This is a genomic window from Paraburkholderia sp. BL21I4N1 (assembly GCF_002973525.1).
Lineage (GTDB): Bacteria > Pseudomonadota > Gammaproteobacteria > Burkholderiales > Burkholderiaceae > Paraburkholderia.
Genome location: NZ_PVEN01000030.1, coordinates 1 through 22,085 on the forward strand (window position 1 = coordinate 1; position 22,085 = coordinate 22,085).

20 protein-coding genes and 2 pseudogenes are annotated in these 22,085 nt (G+C 60.2%); 6 read left to right on the plus strand and 16 right to left on the minus strand.

Annotation, left to right across the window (positions count from 1 at the left end):
- Positions 1 to 356: 356 nt before the first annotated feature.
- From B0G83_RS36580 to phnS, 8 genes are all read right to left on the minus strand, one after another.
- A complete protein-coding gene (locus B0G83_RS36580; protein WP_105512143.1) occupies positions 357 to 917 on the minus strand; it encodes a phosphonate degradation HD-domain oxygenase in 561 nt (186 codons plus the stop codon).
- 4 nt (positions 918 to 921) lie between these two features.
- On the minus strand, positions 922 to 2,373 hold the full coding sequence (gene phnY / locus B0G83_RS36585; protein WP_105512144.1) for a phosphonoacetaldehyde dehydrogenase: 1,452 nt from the start codon (positions 2,371 to 2,373) through the stop codon (positions 922 to 924).
- On the minus strand, positions 2,370 to 3,671 hold the full coding sequence (gene phnA / locus B0G83_RS36590) for a phosphonoacetate hydrolase (RefSeq protein ID WP_105512145.1): 1,302 nt from the start codon (positions 3,669 to 3,671) through the stop codon (positions 2,370 to 2,372). Before phnA ends, phnY begins: the two co-directional genes overlap by 4 nt.
- A gap of 54 nt (positions 3,672 to 3,725) precedes the next feature.
- The gene (locus B0G83_RS36595) at positions 3,726 to 4,451 is read right to left on the minus strand and encodes a phosphonate utilization associated transcriptional regulator (protein ID WP_105512146.1); all 726 of its coding nucleotides are present in this window, start codon (positions 4,449 to 4,451) and stop codon (positions 3,726 to 3,728) included.
- A gap of 76 nt (positions 4,452 to 4,527) precedes the next feature.
- Positions 4,528 to 5,391 carry a 2-aminoethylphosphonate ABC transport system, membrane component PhnV gene (gene phnV / locus B0G83_RS36600; RefSeq protein WP_105512147.1) on the minus strand — a complete coding sequence of 288 codons (864 nt, stop codon included), beginning with the start codon at positions 5,389 to 5,391 and terminating at the stop codon, positions 4,528 to 4,530.
- The gene (locus B0G83_RS36605) at positions 5,381 to 6,337 is read right to left on the minus strand and encodes a 2-aminoethylphosphonate ABC transporter permease subunit (RefSeq protein WP_105512148.1); all 957 of its coding nucleotides are present in this window, start codon (positions 6,335 to 6,337) and stop codon (positions 5,381 to 5,383) included. The genes phnV and B0G83_RS36605 overlap by 11 nt, the downstream gene beginning before the upstream one ends.
- Complete coding sequence (gene phnT, locus B0G83_RS36610) at positions 6,315 to 7,415, minus strand: 2-aminoethylphosphonate ABC transport system ATP-binding subunit PhnT (RefSeq protein WP_105512174.1); 1,101 nt, start codon at positions 7,413 to 7,415, stop codon at positions 6,315 to 6,317. Before phnT ends, B0G83_RS36605 begins: the two co-directional genes overlap by 23 nt.
- 163 nt (positions 7,416 to 7,578) lie before the next feature.
- Positions 7,579 to 8,670: a 2-aminoethylphosphonate ABC transporter substrate-binding protein gene (gene phnS / locus B0G83_RS36615; RefSeq protein ID WP_105512149.1), complete on the minus strand. Its 1,092-nt coding sequence runs from the start codon at positions 8,668 to 8,670 to the stop codon at positions 7,579 to 7,581.
- Between the two features lie 377 nt (positions 8,671 to 9,047).
- Here phnS and B0G83_RS36620 point away from each other — a divergent pair, with 377 nt between their 5' ends.
- Positions 9,048 to 10,160 (plus strand): 2-aminoethylphosphonate--pyruvate transaminase, encoded by a 1,113-nt coding sequence (locus B0G83_RS36620; protein ID WP_258168496.1) that lies wholly within the window; start codon positions 9,048 to 9,050, stop codon positions 10,158 to 10,160.
- 75 nt (positions 10,161 to 10,235) lie between these two features.
- Here B0G83_RS36620 and B0G83_RS36625 read toward each other — a convergent pair whose 3' ends face one another.
- A complete protein-coding gene (locus B0G83_RS36625; protein ID WP_105512175.1) occupies positions 10,236 to 10,991 on the minus strand; it encodes a DeoR/GlpR family DNA-binding transcription regulator in 756 nt (251 codons plus the stop codon).
- Positions 10,992 to 11,182: 191 nt separating this feature from the next.
- Here B0G83_RS36625 and B0G83_RS36630 point away from each other — a divergent pair, with 191 nt between their 5' ends.
- Positions 11,183 to 12,460, plus strand: a complete 1,278-nt coding sequence (locus tag B0G83_RS36630) for an integrase family protein (RefSeq protein WP_105512151.1) — start codon at positions 11,183 to 11,185, stop codon at positions 12,458 to 12,460.
- A gap of 409 nt (positions 12,461 to 12,869) precedes the next feature.
- Here the strand turns inward: B0G83_RS36630 and B0G83_RS36635 are convergent, their stop codons facing one another.
- The 7 genes and pseudogenes from B0G83_RS36635 to B0G83_RS36665 all read right to left on the minus strand — a co-directional run bounded on the left by B0G83_RS36635 (position 12,870) and on the right by B0G83_RS36665 (position 17,890).
- Positions 12,870 to 13,115, minus strand: coding sequence for an AlpA family transcriptional regulator (locus B0G83_RS36635; protein WP_105512152.1), 246 nt, complete (start codon positions 13,113 to 13,115; stop codon positions 12,870 to 12,872).
- 791 nt (positions 13,116 to 13,906) lie between these two features.
- Positions 13,907 to 14,227, minus strand: a complete 321-nt coding sequence (locus tag B0G83_RS36640) for a type II toxin-antitoxin system RelE/ParE family toxin (protein WP_105512153.1) — start codon at positions 14,225 to 14,227, stop codon at positions 13,907 to 13,909.
- Positions 14,228 to 14,232: 5 nt separating this feature from the next.
- The gene (locus B0G83_RS36645; protein WP_258168497.1) at positions 14,233 to 14,469 is read right to left on the minus strand and encodes an addiction module antitoxin; all 237 of its coding nucleotides are present in this window, start codon (positions 14,467 to 14,469) and stop codon (positions 14,233 to 14,235) included.
- Positions 14,470 to 14,548: 79 nt separating this feature from the next.
- Positions 14,549 to 14,757: pseudogene (locus tag B0G83_RS36650) on the minus strand (electron transfer flavoprotein subunit alpha/FixB family protein); the annotation flags it as partial.
- 500 nt (positions 14,758 to 15,257) lie between these two features.
- Positions 15,258 to 15,538: pseudogene (locus B0G83_RS36655) on the minus strand (transposase); the annotation flags it as partial.
- A 5-nt stretch (positions 15,539 to 15,543) separates the two neighbouring features.
- A complete protein-coding gene (locus B0G83_RS36660) occupies positions 15,544 to 16,272 on the minus strand; it encodes a hypothetical protein (protein ID WP_146120361.1) in 729 nt (242 codons plus the stop codon).
- Positions 16,253 to 17,890, minus strand: coding sequence for an RNA-directed DNA polymerase (locus tag B0G83_RS36665; protein WP_105512156.1), 1,638 nt, complete (start codon positions 17,888 to 17,890; stop codon positions 16,253 to 16,255). The genes B0G83_RS36660 and B0G83_RS36665 overlap by 20 nt, the downstream gene beginning before the upstream one ends.
- A gap of 223 nt (positions 17,891 to 18,113) precedes the next feature.
- Between B0G83_RS36665 and B0G83_RS36670 the strand changes: the two genes are divergently transcribed.
- Genes B0G83_RS36670 through B0G83_RS36685 form a run of 4 tightly spaced genes read left to right on the plus strand, consistent with a single transcriptional unit; the run spans position 18,114 to position 21,841 of the window.
- Positions 18,114 to 18,683, plus strand: a complete 570-nt coding sequence (locus B0G83_RS36670; protein ID WP_105512157.1) for a hypothetical protein — start codon at positions 18,114 to 18,116, stop codon at positions 18,681 to 18,683.
- The gene (locus B0G83_RS36675; protein WP_105512176.1) at positions 18,683 to 20,062 is read left to right on the plus strand and encodes a hypothetical protein; all 1,380 of its coding nucleotides are present in this window, start codon (positions 18,683 to 18,685) and stop codon (positions 20,060 to 20,062) included. Before B0G83_RS36670 ends, B0G83_RS36675 begins: the two co-directional genes overlap by 1 nt.
- Positions 20,059 to 21,231 (plus strand): XRE family transcriptional regulator, encoded by a 1,173-nt coding sequence (locus tag B0G83_RS36680; protein WP_105512158.1) that lies wholly within the window; start codon positions 20,059 to 20,061, stop codon positions 21,229 to 21,231. The genes B0G83_RS36675 and B0G83_RS36680 overlap by 4 nt, the downstream gene beginning before the upstream one ends.
- Entirely contained in the window at positions 21,206 to 21,841 is a 636-nt protein-coding gene (locus B0G83_RS36685) for a hypothetical protein (protein ID WP_105512159.1), read from the plus strand. Before B0G83_RS36680 ends, B0G83_RS36685 begins: the two co-directional genes overlap by 26 nt.
- Positions 21,842 to 22,085 lie beyond the last annotated feature (244 nt).

Here is a 22,085-nt window from a genome sequence, read left to right on the forward strand (position 1 = left end):
TACGCATTCACTACCGGAGCCGCACCCGCGTCGTCAACATCACAACTACCGGCACTGCTTCGTTCTGCGTCGCTGCATCTGCAGCAGAGAAACGAGATTATGAAGAACTTTCGCTGCGTCGTCAACAGGTTTTTCTAACTTTCCGAACCCGTTCACTTCGCTGAAACCCTTGCCATTGCTGGCTCTCCCGCCTCCCGTGCCCCGGTGTCCGAAGCACGAAAGAGCGAGATTCTAGCGACCCGCGCAGGGCCTTGCAAGCGTTATTTTGATCTGCATGGATCGCGCCAGAATTGGCGCAAAGAGATAAGTCCCGACACCACACTGGCCGTGGAGAAAACACTCACGGCCCCATGCAGTCAAGCAGTCAAACTCCGGTTCATCACTCGCTCGACCACGTTCATATAGTGATCGAGGTCCGGCGTCGCGCGATGCTCTTCCTTCGCGAGATCGTCCCATCTGCGCAAACGCAATGCGTCTTCTGCGTAAGGCTTCCGCAGAAAAGCGTCGGCTTCCTGGCGGCTGAAGATGCCGCCCTGCAGTTCCAGACTTCGCACGGAGTCCGCGGACAGTTGCCCGAAGTACGTCTCGTCGATCGCGCACAGGCAGCGCTTGGCGTCGACGTGCAGGCGGATCGGCTCCAGCACCGCGTCCGACAACACCGGCCGCAAGAACGGCAGCGCGAAATACTGATGCAGATCGTCGATGCCCCGCTCGGTCGGCGTTTCTCCTTGCAGATTGAGCAGATGCCCCAAGTCATGCAAAAACGCCGCGGCGACCAGTTCCTCGCCGGCGCCCGCCTGTTCCGCCAACGCACCGCTCTGCAAAGCATGCTCCAACTGCGTCACCGGCTCGCCGCTGTAGGCAATCTTGCCGTACTGCTCGAACAGCGAGCGGATGTCGTTCAAACTCAAAGCCACTGTCTTACTCCCACGGTAATGAGAAGGTCTTCAGATTGGTAAAGCTCTTCATGGCCTCCTGAACACCTTCCTTATAGCCAAGTCCGGAATCCTTGATGCCGCCGAACGGCGTCAGCTCGATCCGGTAGCCGGGCACTTCCCACACGTTGACGGTGCCCACGCGCAATTCGTTGATAAAGCGCGTGATCGCGTCCTGCCGGTTCGTACACACGCCCGACGACAACCCGAACGCCGTCCCGTTGCTGATGCGAATGGCGTCGTCGAGCGTGTCGAACGTGATGATGGGCGACACGGGCCCGAACGTTTCCTCACGCACCACCGCCATCGACGGATCGACGCCGTCGAGCACCGTCGGCGAATACAGCGCGCCATTGCGCTGATTGCCGAGCCGCAGCCGCGCACCGGCCGCGACCGCCTCGTTCACGCGCGTTTCGAAAAGCTGCGCGGCAGCCACGTCGATCACGGTGCCCATCTGGTTCGCCGTATCGAACGGATCGCCGAACGACCACGCCCGCGTTTTCTCGACCACCAGATCGGTGAATTGCGCCGCGACGCTCTTCTGCACCAGCATTCGCTTGACCGCCGTGCAACGCTGCCCGGAGTTCTTATATGAGCCCTGCACGGCAAGCGTCGCGGCGCGTTCGAGGTCGGCGTCCTCGAGCACGATCAGCGGATCGTTGCCGCCCAGCTCCAACACCACGCGCCGATACGCCGCCTTCACCGCAATGTATTTGCCGATCGCCACGCCACCGGTGAACGTAACGAGTTCGGCCAGCGGATGCGTGATCAGTTCGTCGGCGATTTCGCGCGGATCGCCGGTCAGGACCTGCAGCATCGGCGCGGGCAAGCCGGCTTCGTACAGCACGTCGGCCAGATAGAACGCCGACAACGGCACCTTCTCCGACGGCTTCAGCAGCACCCGATTGTTGGTCGCGATCGCCGGCGCGATCTTGTGCGCGACCTGGTTCATCGGATGATTGAACGGTGTGATCGCAACGATCACGCCCGCCAGCGGCTCACGCTGCGAAAACACGCGACGCTGTTTGCCATGCGGCGTCAGATCGCAGGAAAAGCTCTGGCCGTCGTCGCGCAAGGCTTCGATCGACGCGAACTTGAGGACGTCCGCAACACGTCCAATCTCGTAGCGCGAATCCTGCTTCGACAAACCGGATTCGAGCGAAATCAGGTCCGACGCCTGCTCGGTTCGCTCACGCAACAACGCGGCCGCGCGTTCGAGAATCTGCGAGCGCTCATAGCGCGTGAGCTTCGCGTCATACGCCGCGGCGTACTCGAACGCGGCGCGTACGTCGTCGACGCTGGCCAGCGGCACGGTGCCCACGCGCGTGCCGGTATAGGGATCGAACACGTCGAGCGTGCGCGAGCGCAGCGCGCGCTCGCCTTTAAGCCGCAGCGCTTCCGCCCGAAAAGCCGGATGGTCCCGCAGCGTCGCGTTCATGATGACGACACGCGATTCAAAGCGACGTCGAAGATATCGAAGTTGCGCAGTCGCTTGCCGCCACTGCCTGACGGTAAGCCGTCGACACGCCGGTTGAACAGCAGCGGCACTTCCTGCTCGGAGATGCCGCCATGCGACCGCAACGGCACCGTCAGCCCGGACAGATCATGCTCGGCGCGCCGCGTGCCGAGCACGACATGCTTCGTGCCGACCACGACGATATCGCCGACACGGTCGTTCGGCAGCTCGAACCGCTCGCACGCGGTGCGGTTGTCGAGCACGGCTTCGATGCCTTGCAAACGGCCGATCCGTGCAATCACCTGTGCGGCGTCGACCTCGCGCGGCAGGTAGATCGTCGCGAACGAGCCGAGCGCGCCGTGATGCACCACGTACGGATCGGTGATCGGAAGGATCACGCGAGCGGTCCTGTCGCCGAGCCAGTCGTCCAGCACGTCCTGCAGATAGATCACGTTCGGCTCGCCGGTTTGCGGATCGTGCTTGGCGTTCATGCCGTGGTCGGCGGTCAGGCCGATCACCCAGCCGAGCGCGTCGAGCCTGGCGAGATAGCCGTCCATCATCGCGTAGAACGCGTTCGCGCCTTCGGTGCCCGGCGCCCATTTGTGCTGGATGTAGTCGGTGGTCGACAGATACATCAGATCGAGCTTGCGGGTTTGCGCGAGTCGCACGCCGGCCGCGAACACGAACTCGGAGAGGCCCGCGCTGTACACGTCCGGCACCGGCAAGCCGACCAGATCGAGCACTTCGCCGATGCCGTTTTCTTCGAGCGAGACCTTGTCGGCCTTCTCCGCCGAGAAGCAGATACCTTTCAGCTGCCAGCCGAGCAGACGGCGCAGTTTGTCTTTCGCGGTGACCACGGCGACGGCGGCACCCGCTTCCGCGGCGGCGGCCAGCAAAGTGCCGGCGCGCAGATAGGCGGGGTCGTTCATCATCACTTCCGCGCCCTCGCCGCCGTTCGCCTCCGGGTCCCAGAAGTAATTGCCGCAGATGCCATGCACCGACGGCGGCACGCCGCAGACGATCGACAGATTATTCGGGTTGGTAAACGACGGGATTACGCAGTCGCCCTTGAACGCGGCGCCGCCTTTGAGCATGGTGCCGATGAACGGCGCGACGCCGGCCGCCACCGCTGCTTCGAGGTAATCGAACTCGCAGCCGTCGACGCACACCACGACCGTCGGTTGCCGGGGCAGCCGGTAACGGCGGCCGTTCACGTCGATCGTCCGTTCGCTTGCACTGAGGTTTGCGTTGGGGCTTGCGTTAAGGTTTGCGTCTGCCATCGTTGCCTTCCATGCGTGCGCGCCAGGCGCGTTGTATTCAAGTTGCCACGACTTTCACTCACTCGACGCCGACGGCCCCGTCACTTCGCAGACCGCCTCGCACGCCGCATGCGCGCGCTGCTGGCCGCCGCTCACATGCGCACGCATCAGCGCCGCGGCCTGCTCGGCGTCGCGCGACGCGAGCGCCGTAAGAATCGCGCGATGTTCGGCCAGCGAGCGCTCCATCGCGCTCGCGTGCACCTCCAGCGCGGCACGCCGGAACAGGCTCAATTCGCTGACCAGCCTGCGATACGTCTCGTACAGCTTCACATTGCCCGACGCCGCCACCAGCCCATCGTGAAACCCCACGTTGGCGCGCGCGTACGCGTCGTGATCGTGCGTGTCGAGCGCCGCGCGCATCGCGTCGAGCCAGTCGCGCAAGACCGCGAGCATGCGAGCGTCGATACGCGCCGCCAGCATGCGGCACGCCGCTTCTTCAAGCACCGCGCGCACCGCGTAAATCTCATCCGCTTCGGCCAGCGACACCGTCCGCACGAACACGCCGCGGTTTTTCTCGGTACGCACGAGGCCGGCCTGCTCCAGCGCGCGAAACGCTTCGCGCACCGGTCCGCGCGACACCTGCAAACGCGCGGCCCAGTCGGCTTCGTTGAGTTTGTCGCCAGGTGTCAGCGCGCCTTCGACGATGTGCCGTTCGATTTCGTCGCGCACCAGCGTGGTCAACGAATGCCTGCGCACCACGTCGATCGGATCGACTGAAGACGTTTGCATATATTCGGTCATTTTGACAAATTTTGCCACATCGAAATGTGCCGACGCGCGACGGCGGTACGCCGGCACGCTTCCCGAAAGAGTTTCGTCAGTCCGCCCGGCGACGCGGCACGCGCGCGGCGATCAACAGCAACGCGGCGAGCGAGACCATCAGCAGAATCAGCGACAGCGCGGAGGCCGGCAGGTAGTAGCCGCGCTCCACCTGGCCGACGACGACGATCGGCACCGTCGCGAAGCCCGGCGGGTACACGGTGAGCGTGGCGCCGAGTTCGCCGAGCGACAGTGCGAAGCCGAGCGCGAGGCTGGCGCGGATGGCCGGCACCAGTTGCGGCAGCACGACGCGACGCAACACCATCGACGGCGGCGCACCGAGGCTCGCGGCCGCTTCGCGCAGAATCGTCAGCTCCGGGCGCAACGCGGCGGCCGCGCAGCGGTAGCAGAACGGCAGCACCAGCGCGAGCTGCACGAACACGACGATCGCCGCGGAACTCGACAGATCGAGCGGCCGCTTGTGATACGCGATCAGCACGGCAAGTCCGAGCACCACGCTCGGCACGCCGTTGGGCATCATCGCGATGGTGTCGACCACGGCGCCGAGGCCGCGGCGGTCGCGCCCTTCGAGCGCCAGCGCGAGCCACAGGCCGAGAATCGTGCCGAGCACCGCGACGCCCATACCGATTTCAAGGCTGGTGGAAAGCGCGTCGAAGTCGCTCGACCCGAGGCGTTCGAACCAGCGCATGCTGAAGCCGTCGGGCAGGATCGTGCCGGACCAGTGCGCGGCCACGCTCGACAGCGCGACGACCAGCACCGGCAACACGAACAGCCAGAAACACAGCAGCGCGGCAAAGCCGAGAAACAGCCCGCCGAGCATGCGCGTGAGCAGACTGCGGCGCACCGGCCGCGCTTTCTTGTGCATGACCGGCAAAACGGTCGGATCGAGTTCAACGGCCATGGCCCGCTCCTTTCACCTTGCGACGGTTGACCTGGCGGTACAACGCGTACAGCGACAAAGACATGATCAGCATCACGACCGCGCCGGCGGCGGCGGTCGGCAGATCGAGATCGACGGTCGCCGAGCTATAGATCGCCACCGGCAGCGTGATCAGATGCGCGCTGCCGAGTACGAGCAGAATGCCGAACTCGTTCAACGTAAGCAGAAAGCACAGGATCGTGCCGGCCGCGATACCCGGCCACGCGAGCGGCAGGATCACCTTGAACGCGACCATCCAGGTGCTCGCGCCGAGACTGCGCGCGGCTTCGATCAGACGCATGTCGAGCGTGGCGAACGAAGCCAAAGTCGGACGCACGACGAACGGCGCGTAGAACACCACTTCCGCGAGAATCACGCCGCCCACGCCGAACAGGAAGTCGAGCGGCGGCGCCTGCAAGTGAAAGAGCCGCTGCAAGCCGATGCTGACCGAGCCTTGCGAGCCGTACAAAAAGATCAGCGTGAACGCGACCAGAAACGACGGGAACGCGACGAACAGTTCGAGAAAACGCGTGACCATGCGCGCGCCCGGAAACGGCTTGAAAAACAGCAGCGAAGCCAGCGCCACGCCGAGCAGCGAAGCCAGCCCGGCGCTCGCGAACAGAATCCACAGCGTCGTGCCGATCACACCGCGCGTTTCGGGATTGCCGAAGAACTGCGCATACGCTTGCACGCTCAAGCCGTGGGCGCCGGTCAGGCTCAGCAGCACGAGGCGAATCAGCGGATAGATCACCAGCGGGCCAAGCACCACCACCGCGATGAACAGCAGGTGCCACTGCGCCATGCGCTCGCGCCGCTTCACTGCCGCCGTGTGCGAGGCGGCGCTGGCACGGCGGCGGGCCGCGGCGGCATCGGCGGCGGCCGCCGCGCCGAGCGAATCGGACGTATCAGGGGTTGATAAGGACGACATCGTCAGCCTCGTAATGCAGGGAAACACGCGCGCCCTTCTCCGGCATCATGCCGTGGCCGCGCTGCATCTGAACCAGCACCGGTTCGTTGGGCATGGCGTCCAGCAGGACCGATACCGACAACACCGCGCCATACCATTCGACCGAGGTGATCGCGCCGTGCAATTGACCTTCGCCGAGCGGCACGATGCGCAACGCTTCCGGACGCAAACACGCGACCCGGTCGCGTTCGTTGTAGCGCACGTCGCCCATGCCGAAGGCGACCTGCGGCGGCAGCAGATTGGCCGCGCCCAGATAGCGCGCCACAAAGCCGTCGTTCGGCGTGTCGTACAACTGCTGCGGCGTGCCGAGTTGCGCGATGCGGCCTTCGCGCATCAGCAGCGTGCGGTCGGACAGCACCAGCGCGTCGTCCTGATCGTGCGTCACGCAGACGATCGTCAGATTCGGCAGGCGCTCGTGCAATGCCTTCAATTCGGAACGCACCGACGCGCGCAGATTGGCGTCGAGTGCGGAAAGGGGTTCGTCGAGCAGCAGCACGTCGGGCTCGATCACCAGCGCGCGAGCTAGCGCCACGCGTTGCTGCATGCCGCCCGACAGTTGCGCGGGCATCACGTGGCCGGCGTCACCGAGCTGCACCAGCTTCAACGCATCGGCCACGCGCCGTGCAACGTCTTTGGACGGCGTGCGGCGCGCGCGCAAACCGAACGCGACGTTATCGAACACCGACAGATGCGGAAACAGCGCATAGCTCTGGAACAGCAGGCCCAGATTGCGCTTGTGCGGCGGCACGTGCGTGAGGTCGTGACCGGCCACGGTCAGCGTGCCGGACAGGCCGTCCGCTTCGATAAACCCGGCGATGAAACGCAGCAAGGTGGTCTTGCCACAACCGCTGCGGCCCAGCACGGTGAGCAGTTCGCCGCGCTGAATGGTCAACGACAGATCGTCGAGCACCGTGCGCGAACCGAAGCGCACCGTCAGATGATCGATCTGCACGCCGCCCGGAGTAGTCGAACGCGCGGTGTCGAGCGCGTCCGGTGAGGCGCCGCGTGCGCCTGGGTGAGCAAGACTGGCCGTATTCACCGGGTTCATCCTCCAACAAGATTAATGCTGACGCGGCGCCCCGGGAGACCTGGAGGCGCCGCCTGACTCTATTGCCATTGCTGTTGCTTCGACCGCGTTGCGTTGCCGCTTCAACGGCGCGGCTACCTCAGCCGCGCGGTTCAGCCGCGCGGCGAATCACGGCTTACTTCGGCTTGACCACGTCGAGCTGCTTGCCCGACGAACCGATCACGTCGTTCTTCCAGCGTGCCGTCCAGTCGGCCTTCTTCGCCATCACCTGATTCCAGTCCACCGGAATCAGCTTCACGCCGGCGATCGCCTGCTTGACGGCTTCGCCGTTCTTACCGGCGAGCGGCACGTCGGAGCGGCCCGGAATACCGAAGATGTCCGGCACCTTCGATTGCACGTCCGTCGACATCAGGTAGTCGATCAGCTTCTTGCCTTCCGCCTGGTTCGGACCGTTCTTGATCAGGCCGATCGCGTACGGCAACTGGAACGTGGTCGGCTGGCCGCCGGCCGTGGCCGCGAGGAACACCGGCTTGAGCGACAGGCCACCGTTGGCCGCGTCGTCCAGATCCATTTGCAGGTCGCCGTTGGCCACCGCGATTTCGTTGCGCGACAGCAGCACGTCGAGGTAGCCCGTGCCCTTGGTGTGGAACTTGGCGCTGTTTTCGAGCTTCTTCAAGTAATCAAACGCCTTGTCTTCACCCATCAGCGACGACGTCAGGATGATGACAGCCATGCCGTCGCCGGCCGTGGCCGGGTTCGAGTAAGCGATCTTGCCCGTGAAATCCGGGTGCAGCAGATCGGCGAACGTCTTCGGCTGGGTCTTCGTGACTTCCGGGTTGATCGCGAACGAGAAATAGTTGTTCACGAAGGTCGCCCACGCGCCGTTCGGCGCCTTGGCGATGGCCGGCACGTTCTTGTAGTTGGCGCTCTGGTACGCCTGCAGCAGACCGCTCTGATCCGCTTGCTGGATGAACGGCGGCAGCGTGACGAGCACGTCGGCCTTCGGCTGATCTTTTTCGATGGTGGCGCGGTTCACCACTTCGCCGCTACCCGCCGTGACGATGTTGACCTTCACGCCTTCCTTCTTTTCGAAGGCCGGCAGCACATCCTTGTAAAGGTTTTCGAGGCCGTCGGCGGTGTACAGGACCACGGCGTCGGCCGCGTGAGCCTGAATGGCCGTGCCGCCGAACGCTGCCGCGGCGACCAGCGCCGGCAACAGCTTGCGTGCGAGACCGGTGGTGGCGTGAAGGGAATTCGTCTTTGTCATGTCGCTCTCTCCGAAAGGCAAAAAACCAGACGGTCGGGATGTCCCGATACCTGTTGTGATTGAACGGCGGTAGCGCCGCGCCGCATGCGTGTTGCCCGCAGCCAGCTGTCGTGCCCGGATCCGCACATTGCAGATTGCCGACAACTTTGCCGCTTCCTCTTCAGCCTGACTTACAGCCCACCTACGGTACTCGCGCTGCACTGCCATGCCTGAACGGGCCATGCAAGGATCACAGGTTTCCGTGACAACGCCATGACGATTCTGGCGAATTCCAAAAAATGACACAATTCGCCAATAATATCCAAATCGTCGTTTCGTCGACCCGTGCGGGCGACGATCCTTCAACCGTCAATTTCCCCCTTCCGACGGAGGCCCGCGTGAACCCTGCCAACGACCCGATCCTGCTGACCCCGGGGCCGCTCACCACGTCATTGCGAACCCGCGAGGCGATGCTGCGCGACTGGGGTTCGTGGGACGCCGCTTTCAATCGCATGACGCTCAGCGTGTGCGCCGATCTCGTGACCATCGCGCATGGCGAAACCGACTACGTGTGCGTGCCGCTGCAAGGCAGCGGGACCTTCGCGGTCGAAGCGGCCATCGGTACGCTGGTGCCGCGTCAAGGCTGTGTGCTGGTGCCGAACAACGGCGCGTATTGTGCCCGTCTGATCCGGATATTGCAGCGTATGGGGCTCGCCTATGTCGAATTGGCGCTGCGCGAGGATCAACCGGCCAGCGCCGCCGCCGTCGAAGATGCCTTCAATAGCGATTCGCGCATCAGCCACGTCGCGCTGGTTCACCTGGAAACCAGCGCCGGTCTGCTCAATCCGCTCGACGATATCGCCGCGGTATGTCAGCGCCACGGCAAGCGTCTGATCGTCGATGCGATGAGTTCGTTCGGTGCGTTGCCGATCGACTTACGGCGCGGCGGTATCGACGCGTTGATCTCGGCGAGCGGCAAATGTCTCGAAGGCGTGCCGGGGATGGGCTTCGTGATTGTGCGGCGCAGCGAGCTCGAACGCGGCGAGGGACGTTCGCCGTCGCTTGCGCTCGATTTGCACGATCAATATGCGTATATGCAGAAAACGACGCAGTGGCGCTTCACGCCGCCCACGCATGTCGTCGCCGCGTTGCGCGAGGCGCTCGATCAGTTCATGGCCGAAGGCGGCCAGCCGGCGCGCGGCGCGCGTTATGCGCGGAATTGCGCGACCTTGGTTAGCGGAATGAAAGCGCTCGGCTTCGAGCCGTTTCTGCCAGCCGACGTTCAGGCGCCGGTGATCGTCACGTTCCACGCGCCGCGCGATCCGGCGTGGAACTTCGCGGATTTCTATGCGGCGGTGCGGGAAGAAGGTTATGTGCTGTATCCCGGCAAGCTGACGCAGGTGGAGACGTTTCGCGTGGGCTGCATCGGCGCGATCGATGCGGACGATCTGCGCAACGCGGTCGCGGCGATCGATCGCACGCTCGTACGGCTGGGCATTCGGGTGAGATAGGCAGCGAGGCTGAACTGAGAGCAGCCTCGCGGCACAGCCACCAGCGAGACAGCGCCTGGCAGTTCGACCGCGCTATCAGGCAATCAGAATTTCCGGCCCGTGCGCCGCGATCGCCTTGCCGAGTGTGCGCTCGGGCGCCAGCTCCGTCACCAGATAACGCGCCGACTCGATCCCGTTGATGCGCACCGGCGTCACGCGGCCGAACTTCGAATGGTCGGCGACGATCACCACCATGTCGGCGGCGGCGATCATGCGGCTGCGCACCTCGGCGGCCATGCGGCTGTAGTCGGTCAGATAGCCGTCCGGCGAAATGCCGCCCGCGCCGATGAACGCGAAATCCGCGTGGTACTGCGTGAGCTGATGCACGGTGTCGAGGCCGAAGGTGGCGTCTTCGATATCCGACAGCTCGCCGCCCAGCAGCGTGACGCGATTGTCGTTGCGCCGGCCGAGCAGCAGCGCGATGCGCCAGTCGTTCGTGTAGACCGTCAGGCGATGCCGGTCCAGCAGCGCCCGTGCCACCGCCTGCGTGGTGCTGCCCGAATCGACGATCAGCGACGCGCCGTCCGGCACGAACTCCGCCGCGCGTTCGCCGATGGCGCGCTTCGCGCCGGCATTCGCGGCTTCGCGCGTATCGAGATCGGGCTCGCGCCGGTCGCTTGAGAGCGCGCCGCCGTGGGTGGTGACCAGCAGACCGCGGCCGGCCAGCGCATTCAGATCGCGGCGAATGGTCTCGCGCGACACGTTCAGTTCGCGCACCAGCTCAGCGACCGACAGCGCGCCGGTTTTGGCGACTTGCGCCAGGATGTATTGATGACGTTGTTCTGCGAGCATCAAGGGCTTTTCCTTCATCATCCCGCGAGAGGCTCGTCACGCGGGGCACTTCTTCATCAAAGGCCCTTCACATAAGGGCTTTTGCATCCGCAACCTACGCCGCAAGAGGTATCTACGGTCATCTCCAAGTTGCAAAACTCTAGACATTGGCGTAGCTTTTTACTCTGACTCGCTTAAAACCTACGCCGACCATGCGATTTGATGCCAAGGCCGCGAAACAGCTCAAACCTGGTACCCACATCACCTTCGAGGCGTTCCCGGGCCTTCGTCTGGAAGCGACTGCATCGCGGCGCAGTTGGACCTACCGGTTCAAGTCGCCCGTCGACGGCCGGATGCGCCAGCAGAAGCTGGGAGAGTGGCCAGCAACGTCCTACGCTGCCGCGATAGCCGACTGGCAAGAAATCCGGACGCGCCGCGACTCTGGCGAAGACCCCGTTCTCACACGCAAGGCATCGAACCAGCCTGTGATAGCTGCGACGCCGGAATCATACACGGTGCGAAAACTGTGTGAGGATTTCCTCACGGGTCATATTGAACGGTACCGCGATTCGCTCGGCGCCGCGCAGTCCCGTCGGCGCATCATGGCAAAGATCGCCCCGATTGCCGGCCTGGCCGCCGCGTCGGTCACGCGAAAACAGGCGTTCGACCTGCTCGATGGGGAGCGTCAGGCGCCGCGGAACGCTGCCATTCTGCGTTCCGAGCTTGGCGCAGCATGGGATTACGCGCTGGATGCGGGCCGCATTCCAGAGGAGACCCCAAACTGGTGGCGGCAGGTCATGCGCGGCAAACTGAGAAGCGTGGGGCGAAAACGCGGCGGAAAGGTGGAGAACGTCAAGCGCGTGCTCAGCGAAGACGAACTGGCTACTCTCATCCCGTGGCTGTCGAAGCTGTCAGAAACGATCTCCGACGTGCTGACCATGTACCTATGGACCGGGCTGCGCGGCGGCGAAATAGTTGTGATGGAAGGCAAGGAAATGTCGAAAGAGTCGGACGGCTTGTGGTGGACCATTCCAAAGGCAAAGACCAAGAACAAGAACCGGGCGTCCGCTACCGACCATCGTGTGCCGCTGGCCGGGCGCGCGGAAAAGATTGTCCAGCGTCGGCTCGGACTATACGGGAAAGGCTACTTGTTTCCGACTGCCGACAGTCGCCATATACCTCAGAAGAGCGTGCAGGCCGTTGTATGGGCGCACCAACCCTACTCGCTCAAGCCGAGCCAGACGTTGCGACCGCAACTACCTGTGTCACACTGGGCGCCGCACGATCTGCGCCGCACGTCCCGAACTATGCTGGCTGCTCTCGGGTGTCCGCACGAGGTGGCCGAGGCTGTTCTCGGCCACGTGCTGCCGGGTGTCGCGGGCGTCTATAACCGGCACAGATACGATAAGGAGAAGCGCGAATGGCTCACGCAGCTCGCGATCCATCTTGAACATATAACGGGCAACTCCGCAGGCAAGGACAAAAAATAAGCGGATAGAATTTGCGAGTGCACATCGGGCCCCGCTCGCCGGTCGATCTGATCGTTAAGCAGCGATGGGTGATTTGCGGCGCCCACTATCTGTTTCCTTACACTGCCCAGAATGCTGGACGTCTCCTCGCCCCGACCACTGAACGCCTTACGCGGGCGACTATCGCGTACATCATTGTGCGCTACCAACCCTATTGGAAGGCAAGCAGCGAGCCAATGACTGATCTCCCGATCCTGGTGACGGGACGGACGCTGCACAACCTTGGTCGAAAACCGCACGGACGATCCTCGGCGCGGAGAGTTGCATTAACGGGGTAGCCGACAACATCATTCGTCAAATCAAGCTAAGTATCGTCTAGGGCCGAGAGGCGACAACCTCTACGGCTAAGATGCCGGAAAACGCGAATGGCTCACGAAACTGGCCGCTCGCCTTGAGGAATTTGCCGCTTTCTAGCGCCCGTGTTCTCCGGCGGCAGCAGGTCAGCAACGGGACGAGCGTCAGCCCACTTCCGGACCTCGTGTGCGAGCCATCCTACCCTGCGGCCGGATAGTAACCGCGGTTCAGGGAAGCTTTTTTCGCGCACCAGTTTCTGTACGGTCGTCGGCGACAAGGAAAGCGCCTCTGCCACTTCTTTCAGGGAAAAACAGATTTTCATCGCCGTGTCCACCTTCCGTCTGTTGCCGATAACTCCCTATCCGCACGGCACTGTTTCCAATACGAACGACGGGGGAGTGGCTAGCGCATCAAACGTGCGCAAAGCGTACTTCCGAATTTAGCGGGTCAGGTCGAGTTGGGCAAATCGCCTTATGAGAACAAAATTGCGTTTAGCGGCGCATCCATTGAACGATGGTTTTCCCAGGAGTTCCCCCGTAGTCCTATGCAAAATCAGTTTGAGCTGAAAATCATCGGTGCCATGCTTCCTGTCGTTAATATTTTTTTATCCCGCGTTCCGTAAAAAGTATGCGGCAAGCAGTCTTTCGGGGCATGAATGAAGTCGCGTTTCTCACTTAGCTCGCTGTCGTCGGATGCACCGGCTCATGCCTGCGGTGCTAAGGTTGCGCATGGATCAATGTTTTCAGCGGGGTAGACCTTTGGGTAATCTGGGGGATCCTTCGGAATTGAAGCTGCCAGTTGCTGGCCAAAGCAACCTCATCGCGCTTGGCACCCCGTCCGCCCGTGTTTGACACCCCACCGTAAAGATCGCCCTTCACAACGATGCTGCAGATTCTCGCTCCAGATCGACTGCGACGGAGGGATGCCGAAATGCCCGGAAAGCCTTTACCAGCAAGGCTCTGGAAAAACACCTTTCCGCTACCCATACTTCTACCCATATTCAGAAAGACCCGTTTTTCCGGTCTTTGGAACGGTCTCATTCATAATTTCACGAGCCCCAAACACGGTTCGAATCCCGCTTTCTCTATCCCGTTGCCGCTCCCGGCGACGAACTCACAGACCGAAATCATCCCGGAACCGATCGATTTGATGCATCCGTTCGTGCAGAATCGTGACGATGCCGACGTTGCCGTCCGAAAGAAGGCGCCAATAGACGAAATGGTGTTCGTAACGAAAGAAATAGCCCTGAATGCCGAATTCCGCCGGAATGGGACGTGAAGGTGTCAGGTGATCAGCTATGCCGTCAAAGGCATCAAACAAACCCGTAATGTATCGGTCGGCCTGCTGAGCGCCCCATCGATCGCGTGTGTAGCGATAGATTTCGTCGATTCTGAAAGACGCCGCTTCCTGAATGCGGATCTGTGCCTTTGGCATTCCTGTCAGGCCCGATTGCGCGCGATCACATCGGCGGCCGTCAGTGGCTTATACGAGGACTCCGGAGCGGCGTAGGCATGGATCAGTTCAGCCTTGAGCCGCTCGAACACCTTCGCCTCCTTCTGTTCTTTATCGCGACGAATCAGATCTCGAACATACTCGCTGACGTTCTCGTAATCGCCATGTTCACCGACGTTCGCGGAAACAAAGTCGCTGAGCGGGCCGCTCAGGCGAACCGTCATCGTGGTAGGGGTTGTCCGAGACATTGTCCACTCCTAGTACGTTGCCGTATTCAATATACTCAAAAACGAATACGAAGGCAACCATTTGCTCGAAGGTACCGGCGAAATCGACTGCTGTCATGTCGCTGTTCTGCGCGACGTCGAGCTTGGCGTCGACGCGGCACAATGTTTTTGCCGTAAGCCGTACCGGGCGCGAAGACATGCGAATAATCCTTCGCGATGTTGAGCGCCGTGGCCTCGACGTAGTTCCGCCAAGCCTTCGGCGAGCTGCGGCGCGTCCGCCAGCACGAAGACAAAGATTGCAATGGTCTTCGCTGCTTTGCCCGTCTTCGCTGCTTGGCCGTATTTAAGCGTGGTATCGTTTGCTCACCATGTGGGCTCTGCCAACAACGTGCAAAGCAGCAACTCGGGCCGACACGCGAACAAACGACATCACAAACGGTCCCGGCTCAAACAACGACCTCATGGGCAAGAACGGATTCGCGAACCGACTTCTGACGTTTGAGGGTGTGGGACGAGGCCCTCGCAGCGCTGCCGAAAGTCCGAATGGCTTCACACGCCTCCGCGGATGAACATCGGCGATGCCGCACCAAGTCGAGTTGCGCGTCGGTCCCAGGCAGTCGCCTGCGGAACCGGTCAAGTCGATCCCCCGGTCACGTCAAGTTCCAGCCGCTGTGTTCCGCGCGCCACCCGCAGCTGCTCCAGCTCTTCGTCAACCAGAGCGGCCACATCGACGGGTGTGGGCACGACCCGGACGCCGAGGCAGCTGCCTCAGCCATATAGCATTAGTCTGCAAATGCCAGCTTCACCGCCTGGCCCGTTGCCTGCTGAACCGGACGGGCAAGCTCTGCCACCTGTGCTCGCTCCTCTTCATTGGTTGGCGTAATATGCACAGCCAGCAGGTTGCCCAGCGTATCGACTGTCATGTCACCTTGCTGCCCCATTCGCGTTTGTGGCCGTCGTAACCAGCACGTGGACCGCTTTCGCACGTCGATTGCAACGTGTGCCCATTCAGGATGTCCCGCCACCGTATGTTTCCAGTGTATTGGGCTACACCGGCGTGAAAGCATCTGTTCACTGAAATCGGTCACCAGAATCAACCAGCGCGCGGAAAACCTGTAGCACTTCCAGCTTTGTCTGACCTGCTGCCACAACATGCAGCAATGCGTCATATTCGAATCTCACGGACACGCTTGAGCGAGGATTGAGCAAGATACAGTCAGACCACTCCTCTCCGCGCCCTTCGATCGCCGCAGCATAGCTTAGAAGCCAGTACAGAAGTACCTGGCGATAGTCGGCCATTGAAAAATTCTTGTGAGCGCACTTAGTTTCAACTAGCGTCCGGCCAAACGCAAAATCACCCCGTCCTGGCGCTACCCATCCAAGCCCGGGTATCTTCGGTCCAATCTCAACCTTCTTGCCGCCAGCAACCTCTGAAAGCGTGCTTGTCAGGTTTTGGGCAATCTTCTCGGAAATGAGCCGGTCTTGCTGTGCTATTTCCGCAGGAATCTCTGCGTCAAAATACCGACGCTGCCGGCTCAAGGCGCTTGCCTTGGCGTCCTCCCACATCAGTGACCCAGTGGCTAATACACTTTCCGCGCAAGCGATTCCGAGTTCAAACAGCATTGCGTTCTGCAAGGTACTGCTTTCGATAAGCGCCTGGCTAAGAGGAAGCGTCGACAAGAGCGTCCGAGTCTGATTGAGATGAACGACAACGCCCGTGGTTAGCTGCGGAAATACAACCTCAAAAAGCCCTGGAACGTTGCGCGCTACAGTACGGGGATCATGCAAAGTCTTTTTCATCTTCGCACCATTGGAGAAAGGCCTTGGCAAACGTGTCCTTCTGGCTCTGCGTTTCGATCCCCAGTTTCAGTGATGTCGCCATATTCGAGAACAGTTGCCGTCTAACCGCCTCCCCTTGGTCTCCAAACGAATACGAGGCTAGCCACAGCGAGCGCTGGCAGTCCGGCGTCATGCTCGACCAGTTGTTACGAACTGCGTTAAACGCGGGCCGGTCGCTCCACCGTCTCCAGCACTCAACGCAGGCGCGCTTTACCGTTTCGGAACGAGTCGAGTCGAAGACTTTCCTCACGTAGACCGCTCTGGACTTCGTATGGCCGCCATAAAGCGTGCGAAGATAATGCAGTATGCTTCCCTCGACCTGCAGTAGATGCGAACTTTGTTCGGGAATACGGTCGAGATACCAGTCAATGTCCGAATGAACCTCATGGAACCCGGGGTCCATTCGAACTGCATAAACACCACGCATGACGGCAGCCCACGATCCACGAAACGAATTGAGGTTCTTCGGCTCCAGAAGCGTGGCGACAAGGCTGATCGCCTCTCTTGGCGCCTGCAAACGCAACGTCCTGGTTATCTGCGAAACCAAAAAGTTATCGGGAAGACCTTTGTCCAGTTCCTGATTGAGGATTGTCTGAACTTCCAGACCGGCGACAGTATCCTTCAGTGACTCGTAGTCCTCCAGGGCGGTATCCGAATACGGATCGAAGTGCAAATCGATCGCAACGAGACGGGCAGCGTTTTCCCCTGCTCCGCCGAGTTGAGCGGACACGAAGTCACGGTAGTGTTTCGCGGTAAGGATGACTGTTTTCGTCTTATTAAGGCTCAGGCCATAGTTTCCAAGCGCGTACGACAGCGTAGAGAGTGCTCGATACGCGTCCTCAGCGGAATTCGCAACGAGCACATAGTCATCAACATATCGGAGCCACTTTAGCCCAGTACTGGTGAGTTCGTGGTCTATCGCGTTCATGAAGAGTTCCGCGAGAATTCGCGACGCCTGGCCTCCTACCGGCAAACCGAATGACCGCCCCGATGAGAACTTCCCAAGCAGAGCATTGACCTGGTTCCCTAACCTGCCATCTGGAAACACGTCGTTCAGCGCGTTTTGCAGATAATGGTGGGAGACGTGCTCGTAGAAACTCGATACATCCGTTTGAACAACAACCAAGTCATCTTGTGCGGCAAGGCTCAGGCTGTCCTCACGAAAGCGCCGCCAACTTGCAGTCCTGTCAAATAGCTCGTGCTCGCCTGTCCGGTCATAACGATAAGACCTGGCGCCAGGGTCACGGCCGTCTTCAATCGCTTCAGCGACGGCTATCGCTAAACCATTCAGATACACGCTCCAGAACGGATGGATCTTTGTGGTGATGCGAAACCCAGAGGAACCCGCTGGAGTAAGAAGGCGCTCATGAAACACCGTTAAGGCGCCGACCTTCTTATCGCTGTTTGTGGGCCCATCACTCTTCAGTTGGTTCCAGAAGGCAAACGCGGCTGACGCCAGTTCATTCTGCTTTGCCTTAACAAAGCGAGTGTCGACATCGAACGGCAACGTGTCGTTGTCGCCACGCACACCAATGTCTGCGGCGGCACGTAGAAAGTGATGCAAGGTAACTTCTGGCATGGCTTAAGGCCCGGTTTCACGGCATCCAAAAAGAGTAAGCGTTTGCCGCGCTGTCAAAGCCGTGAACGCGTTGGACACGTTCAGTCGGCTCCAGGGCGCGCACCAGTTGGGGGCAATCTTGCGTTTCTTCATCCCTCTGCGGCCCCACAAGCATACGCTCGCCACAGAATATTGACAATGTCGGATTTTTATAATTTAATCCTGACATATCTGGAGGCGTGCGATGAGCGACGGACCACACAGAAGTCTGCCAATGCGAAAGGCCTGGAAGGAACTTGCCAAGCGTGGAGATCAGTCTACCTACGACCTGGAACAGGTCTCGGACGCCGCCAGGCACGCGCTCGCGCGTGACTTCAGAAAGGAAGTCGATTACTCAGTGATCAAAGCCCTCAAGGACGTCTTCACGAGGCGCGATAATTCCTTGGGCCTACCAGAAATCGCGCTTCAGCAACTTGAGGAAGCAAGAACCTTGGCGGCCGGGTCAGTATTTGGACTCAACGCGGTCGCTTGGGGCGTTTATGTTGTGAACAGCGGCCGTCTGGACGAGGAAGCGTTCCTTGAGGCAATAGGCTTTGCTGCCAAGGAGCGAGGCATCGCAAACACGCGTCAGATTGAGGAGCACTACCTCAGAAAATCCAATATGCGGCGCGCCAACGATCTGGGAGTACGGCTGTACACCGCCATCTCAGGGATGTCAGAAAAGCAGCTGGGCTTGGCCCTCGTGGCACCAGAGACGACCCACAAGTCGACGTTGAGGAAGCGGTCCGAGCTGAGCGACGGGGTGCCGTTGTGATGAGCAAGAAGTCGCAATTCATCGAACTCAAGGAACTTGCTGTCGACGTCGTTGAGATGGGCGCGCGACCACGCAGAGGAACGCTTGCCTGCAGGCTGGAAACGAACATCAGCTTTGACACCGAAGTTCTCGAGACTTTTTCTTCCACCAACTGGCAGCCTGTAGTCTATGATGCGCTCGTCGTTGCGGCAGCAGTCGAGTTCTGTGACCGTAGCCTCGCTCGCAGCAGCATGAACTGGGGCCGGCGCTTTCACGTGCACATCCCTGTTCACGACCTCGCGAGGTGGTTGGATCGCTCAGTGTCTAGTTCACTAACCAACGCCCTGAATTTTCTCACCGGCGACGATTGGCATTTTCATTTTCGCGCCCGCAAAGCGAAGGCAGTTCTTCCTGCCCAAAATCGATTGGAGTTTCCGTCTAACGCCGAGGCCGTCATTGCTTACAGCGAAGGAATGGACTCACGCGCCGTGTACGGCTTGGAGCATCGACGGCTTGGGCATCGATTGGTTCGCGTTCGCGTTGGTACCAAATGGCATGATGTACCCAAGAAGAAACGACTGATAGCACCGTTTGCGGCGTTACCCTATGAAGTCAAGCTGGACGATGACAACGCTGAAAATAGCGCGAGAACTCGTGGCTTCAAGTTTAGCCTGATCGCTGCTATCGCGGCATATCTTATAGATGCGCCTACGGCGATCGTTCCGGAAAGCGGTCAAGGCGCCCTCGCCCCGGCAATGTTACCGGTCGGACAAGGTTACGCAGATTACCGGAATTACCCCGCCTTCACCGTGCTGATGGAGACGTTTGTTTACGCGCTGTTTGGGCATCGACTCCGCTATTCCTTTCCGAGAATCTGGAAGACCAAAGGGGAGACGCTGCGCGAATTCGTCGACGCGTATGGTGACTCTGCGAACTGGCTTGAAACCCGCTCTTGCTGGCAAAGCGCCAGGCAAGTGTCTGTCTCAAAGTCGAGACGACAATGTGGAATTTGCGCAGCCTGCTTGTTACGCCGGCTAAGTGTTCACGCTGCCGACCTGTCTGAACCTGAAGACAACTACGTATGGGAGAGGCTCACCTCTTCTACGTTCGAAGCGGGCGCGGCAGCAGGATTTAATCACATTACCAAGGCTCTTCGCGAGTATGCGATAGCCGGAACTCTTCATTTCGATCACCTCGCAGCGATTCGAGATTCGGGAAGCTTCGATCTGGTCAAACGCAGAGCAATGAGCGACCTATCCGGATCGCTCAACGAACCCCTGGAAAGCGTTTCCGAGAAGCTGGACCGACTTCTGGAACAGCATGCAAAGGAGTGGTCGGCATTCACGAACGATCTCGGACCCCAGTCGTTCGTCAGGAAATGGATGGATAAAGCATCATGACCAAGTCAACTCAAGAACTAAGCCCAGTCGAACTTGGTGAAAGACTCAAAATTGCACGAGAAACCGCGAATCTCACCCAAGATGCTGGAGCGAAAGCTGCTGGCGTTGCTCGCACCACGCTTGTAGCTATCGAGAAAGGTCAACGTACTGCTCGAATTGAAGAGCTACAGGCGCTCTGCCGTCATTACGGGATATCGGTAAACTCCCTACTTCGACGCGAGGCCGTCCACGTTGACCTCATTCCGCGTTTTCGGTCGCTTCCCGCGACGGCCAGCGAGGGAATCGAGCAGGCTGCACGCACTTTAAATGATCTTGTGCGAGCCGAAGTCGAGCTCGAAAGCGTTCTTGGCATTCAACGCCAGCGAAATTATCCTGCAGAAAAGACGATAATGCCTGGAGACGTCCGTGCCCAGGCAGAACATGATGCGCAAAACCTACGAAATTGGCTCGGTCTCGGAGAAGGACCGGTCCAGAACCTATTCGCACTTCTGGAGCTTCAGCTTGGCATCCGAATTTATAGTCGCAAACTTGCATCATCAGTATCCGGCTTATTTGCTTACGACGATGCACTCGGAGCATGCATTCTGATTAATGCAAACCATCGGCGAGACCGCCAGACGCAGACGGGCGGACATGAATTGGGACACTTCATAGCAACTCGCCGGCGACCTGAGGTCTACCAGGATGACATGCACGATAATTCCCGCGAAGAGCGCTACGCAAATGCTTTCGGACGGGCGTTCCTCACGCCGACGCGGGCTGTGATGGAAAAATTTAGGGAATTGACTACGGGGGCAACTCACCTTACGCGTCGACATGTGATTCTCCTGGCTAACTACTTCGGAGTATCTCGGCAAGCTATTGTCATCAGGCTGGAAGAACTAGGCCTGACCAAGAAGGGAACGTGGGATTGGTTCAAGGATAATGGTGGCATTACCGATGAACAGGTCCGGCAAGTCCTCGGGGTGCCTGAACACGATACCAACGTTGATAACCCGCAATCATCGAGGCTCTATCTGTTAGCGATAGACGCCTGGAAGAAGGATTTGATTAGCGAAGGTCAAATGGCGGAAATGCTGAAACTTGATCGGCAACGCGTTCGAGAGTTGCTCGACGAGGCTGCGGCGGAAGAGGACGAGGCGGATGACCTGTTCAAGCTGCATCACTAACGAAGATTCGGAGTTCGTGCTGGACGCCAGTGTGATCATCAACTTGCTGGCGACAGGCCACTCCAGCTCAGTCCTGCAAGCGCTCGGTGTCCCAATCGTGGTCACCGACGTCGTCGTACAGGAAATCCGCAAGGGATCCGTAGATGGTCGGCAGGAAGCTGTACAGTTGGAGCAGCTGATAGGCGATCAGTTTCTACGCGTTGAAAAACTTGAAGGACCGGCATCCGAAAGCTTCCGTGAACTGGTTGGTGGTTCGGTCTCAGACTCGCTCGACGACGGTGAAGCCGCGACCCTGGCGTTTGCTCACAATAGCGATTTTACCGCTGCAATCGACGAGAAAAAAGCGACACGAATTGCTGCGGAACGTTTCGCGTCACTACGCCTTGTGACGACTGTCGATATTCTTGCTTACCGTCCCGTGCAAACACGGTTGGGGACTCAGGCATTGGCTGAAGCGATGTTTCGCGCGCTTCGCTTCGCAAGAATGCAGGTTCAGGAGCGCCAGTTCGATTGGGTCTCTCAGCTCATCGGTCACGAGAATGTTCAAGCTTGCTCGACGTTGAGGCGACATGCAAAACGCAAGCTCGCCGTACGCGGGCCGTTAGCGTGAACGCGCACAAATCTGCACATAGAACGAATGGACCTCGCGACCTCGCACCGGTTCGAATCTCGAAAACGGCACTTCACTCTGTTGCCGTGTGCGCCAAAACGGGAGGTGACTGGCCGTTATCCGAAGCTGACAGGCGTGCCCTTAAACACGTCCTGTTGCTGCATGACGAACAGCTCACTACGATGCCCTCGCATCGGATTGTAGCCTCGACACTTCTGTCAGGGGTCGTGCATAGTCCTGTCGG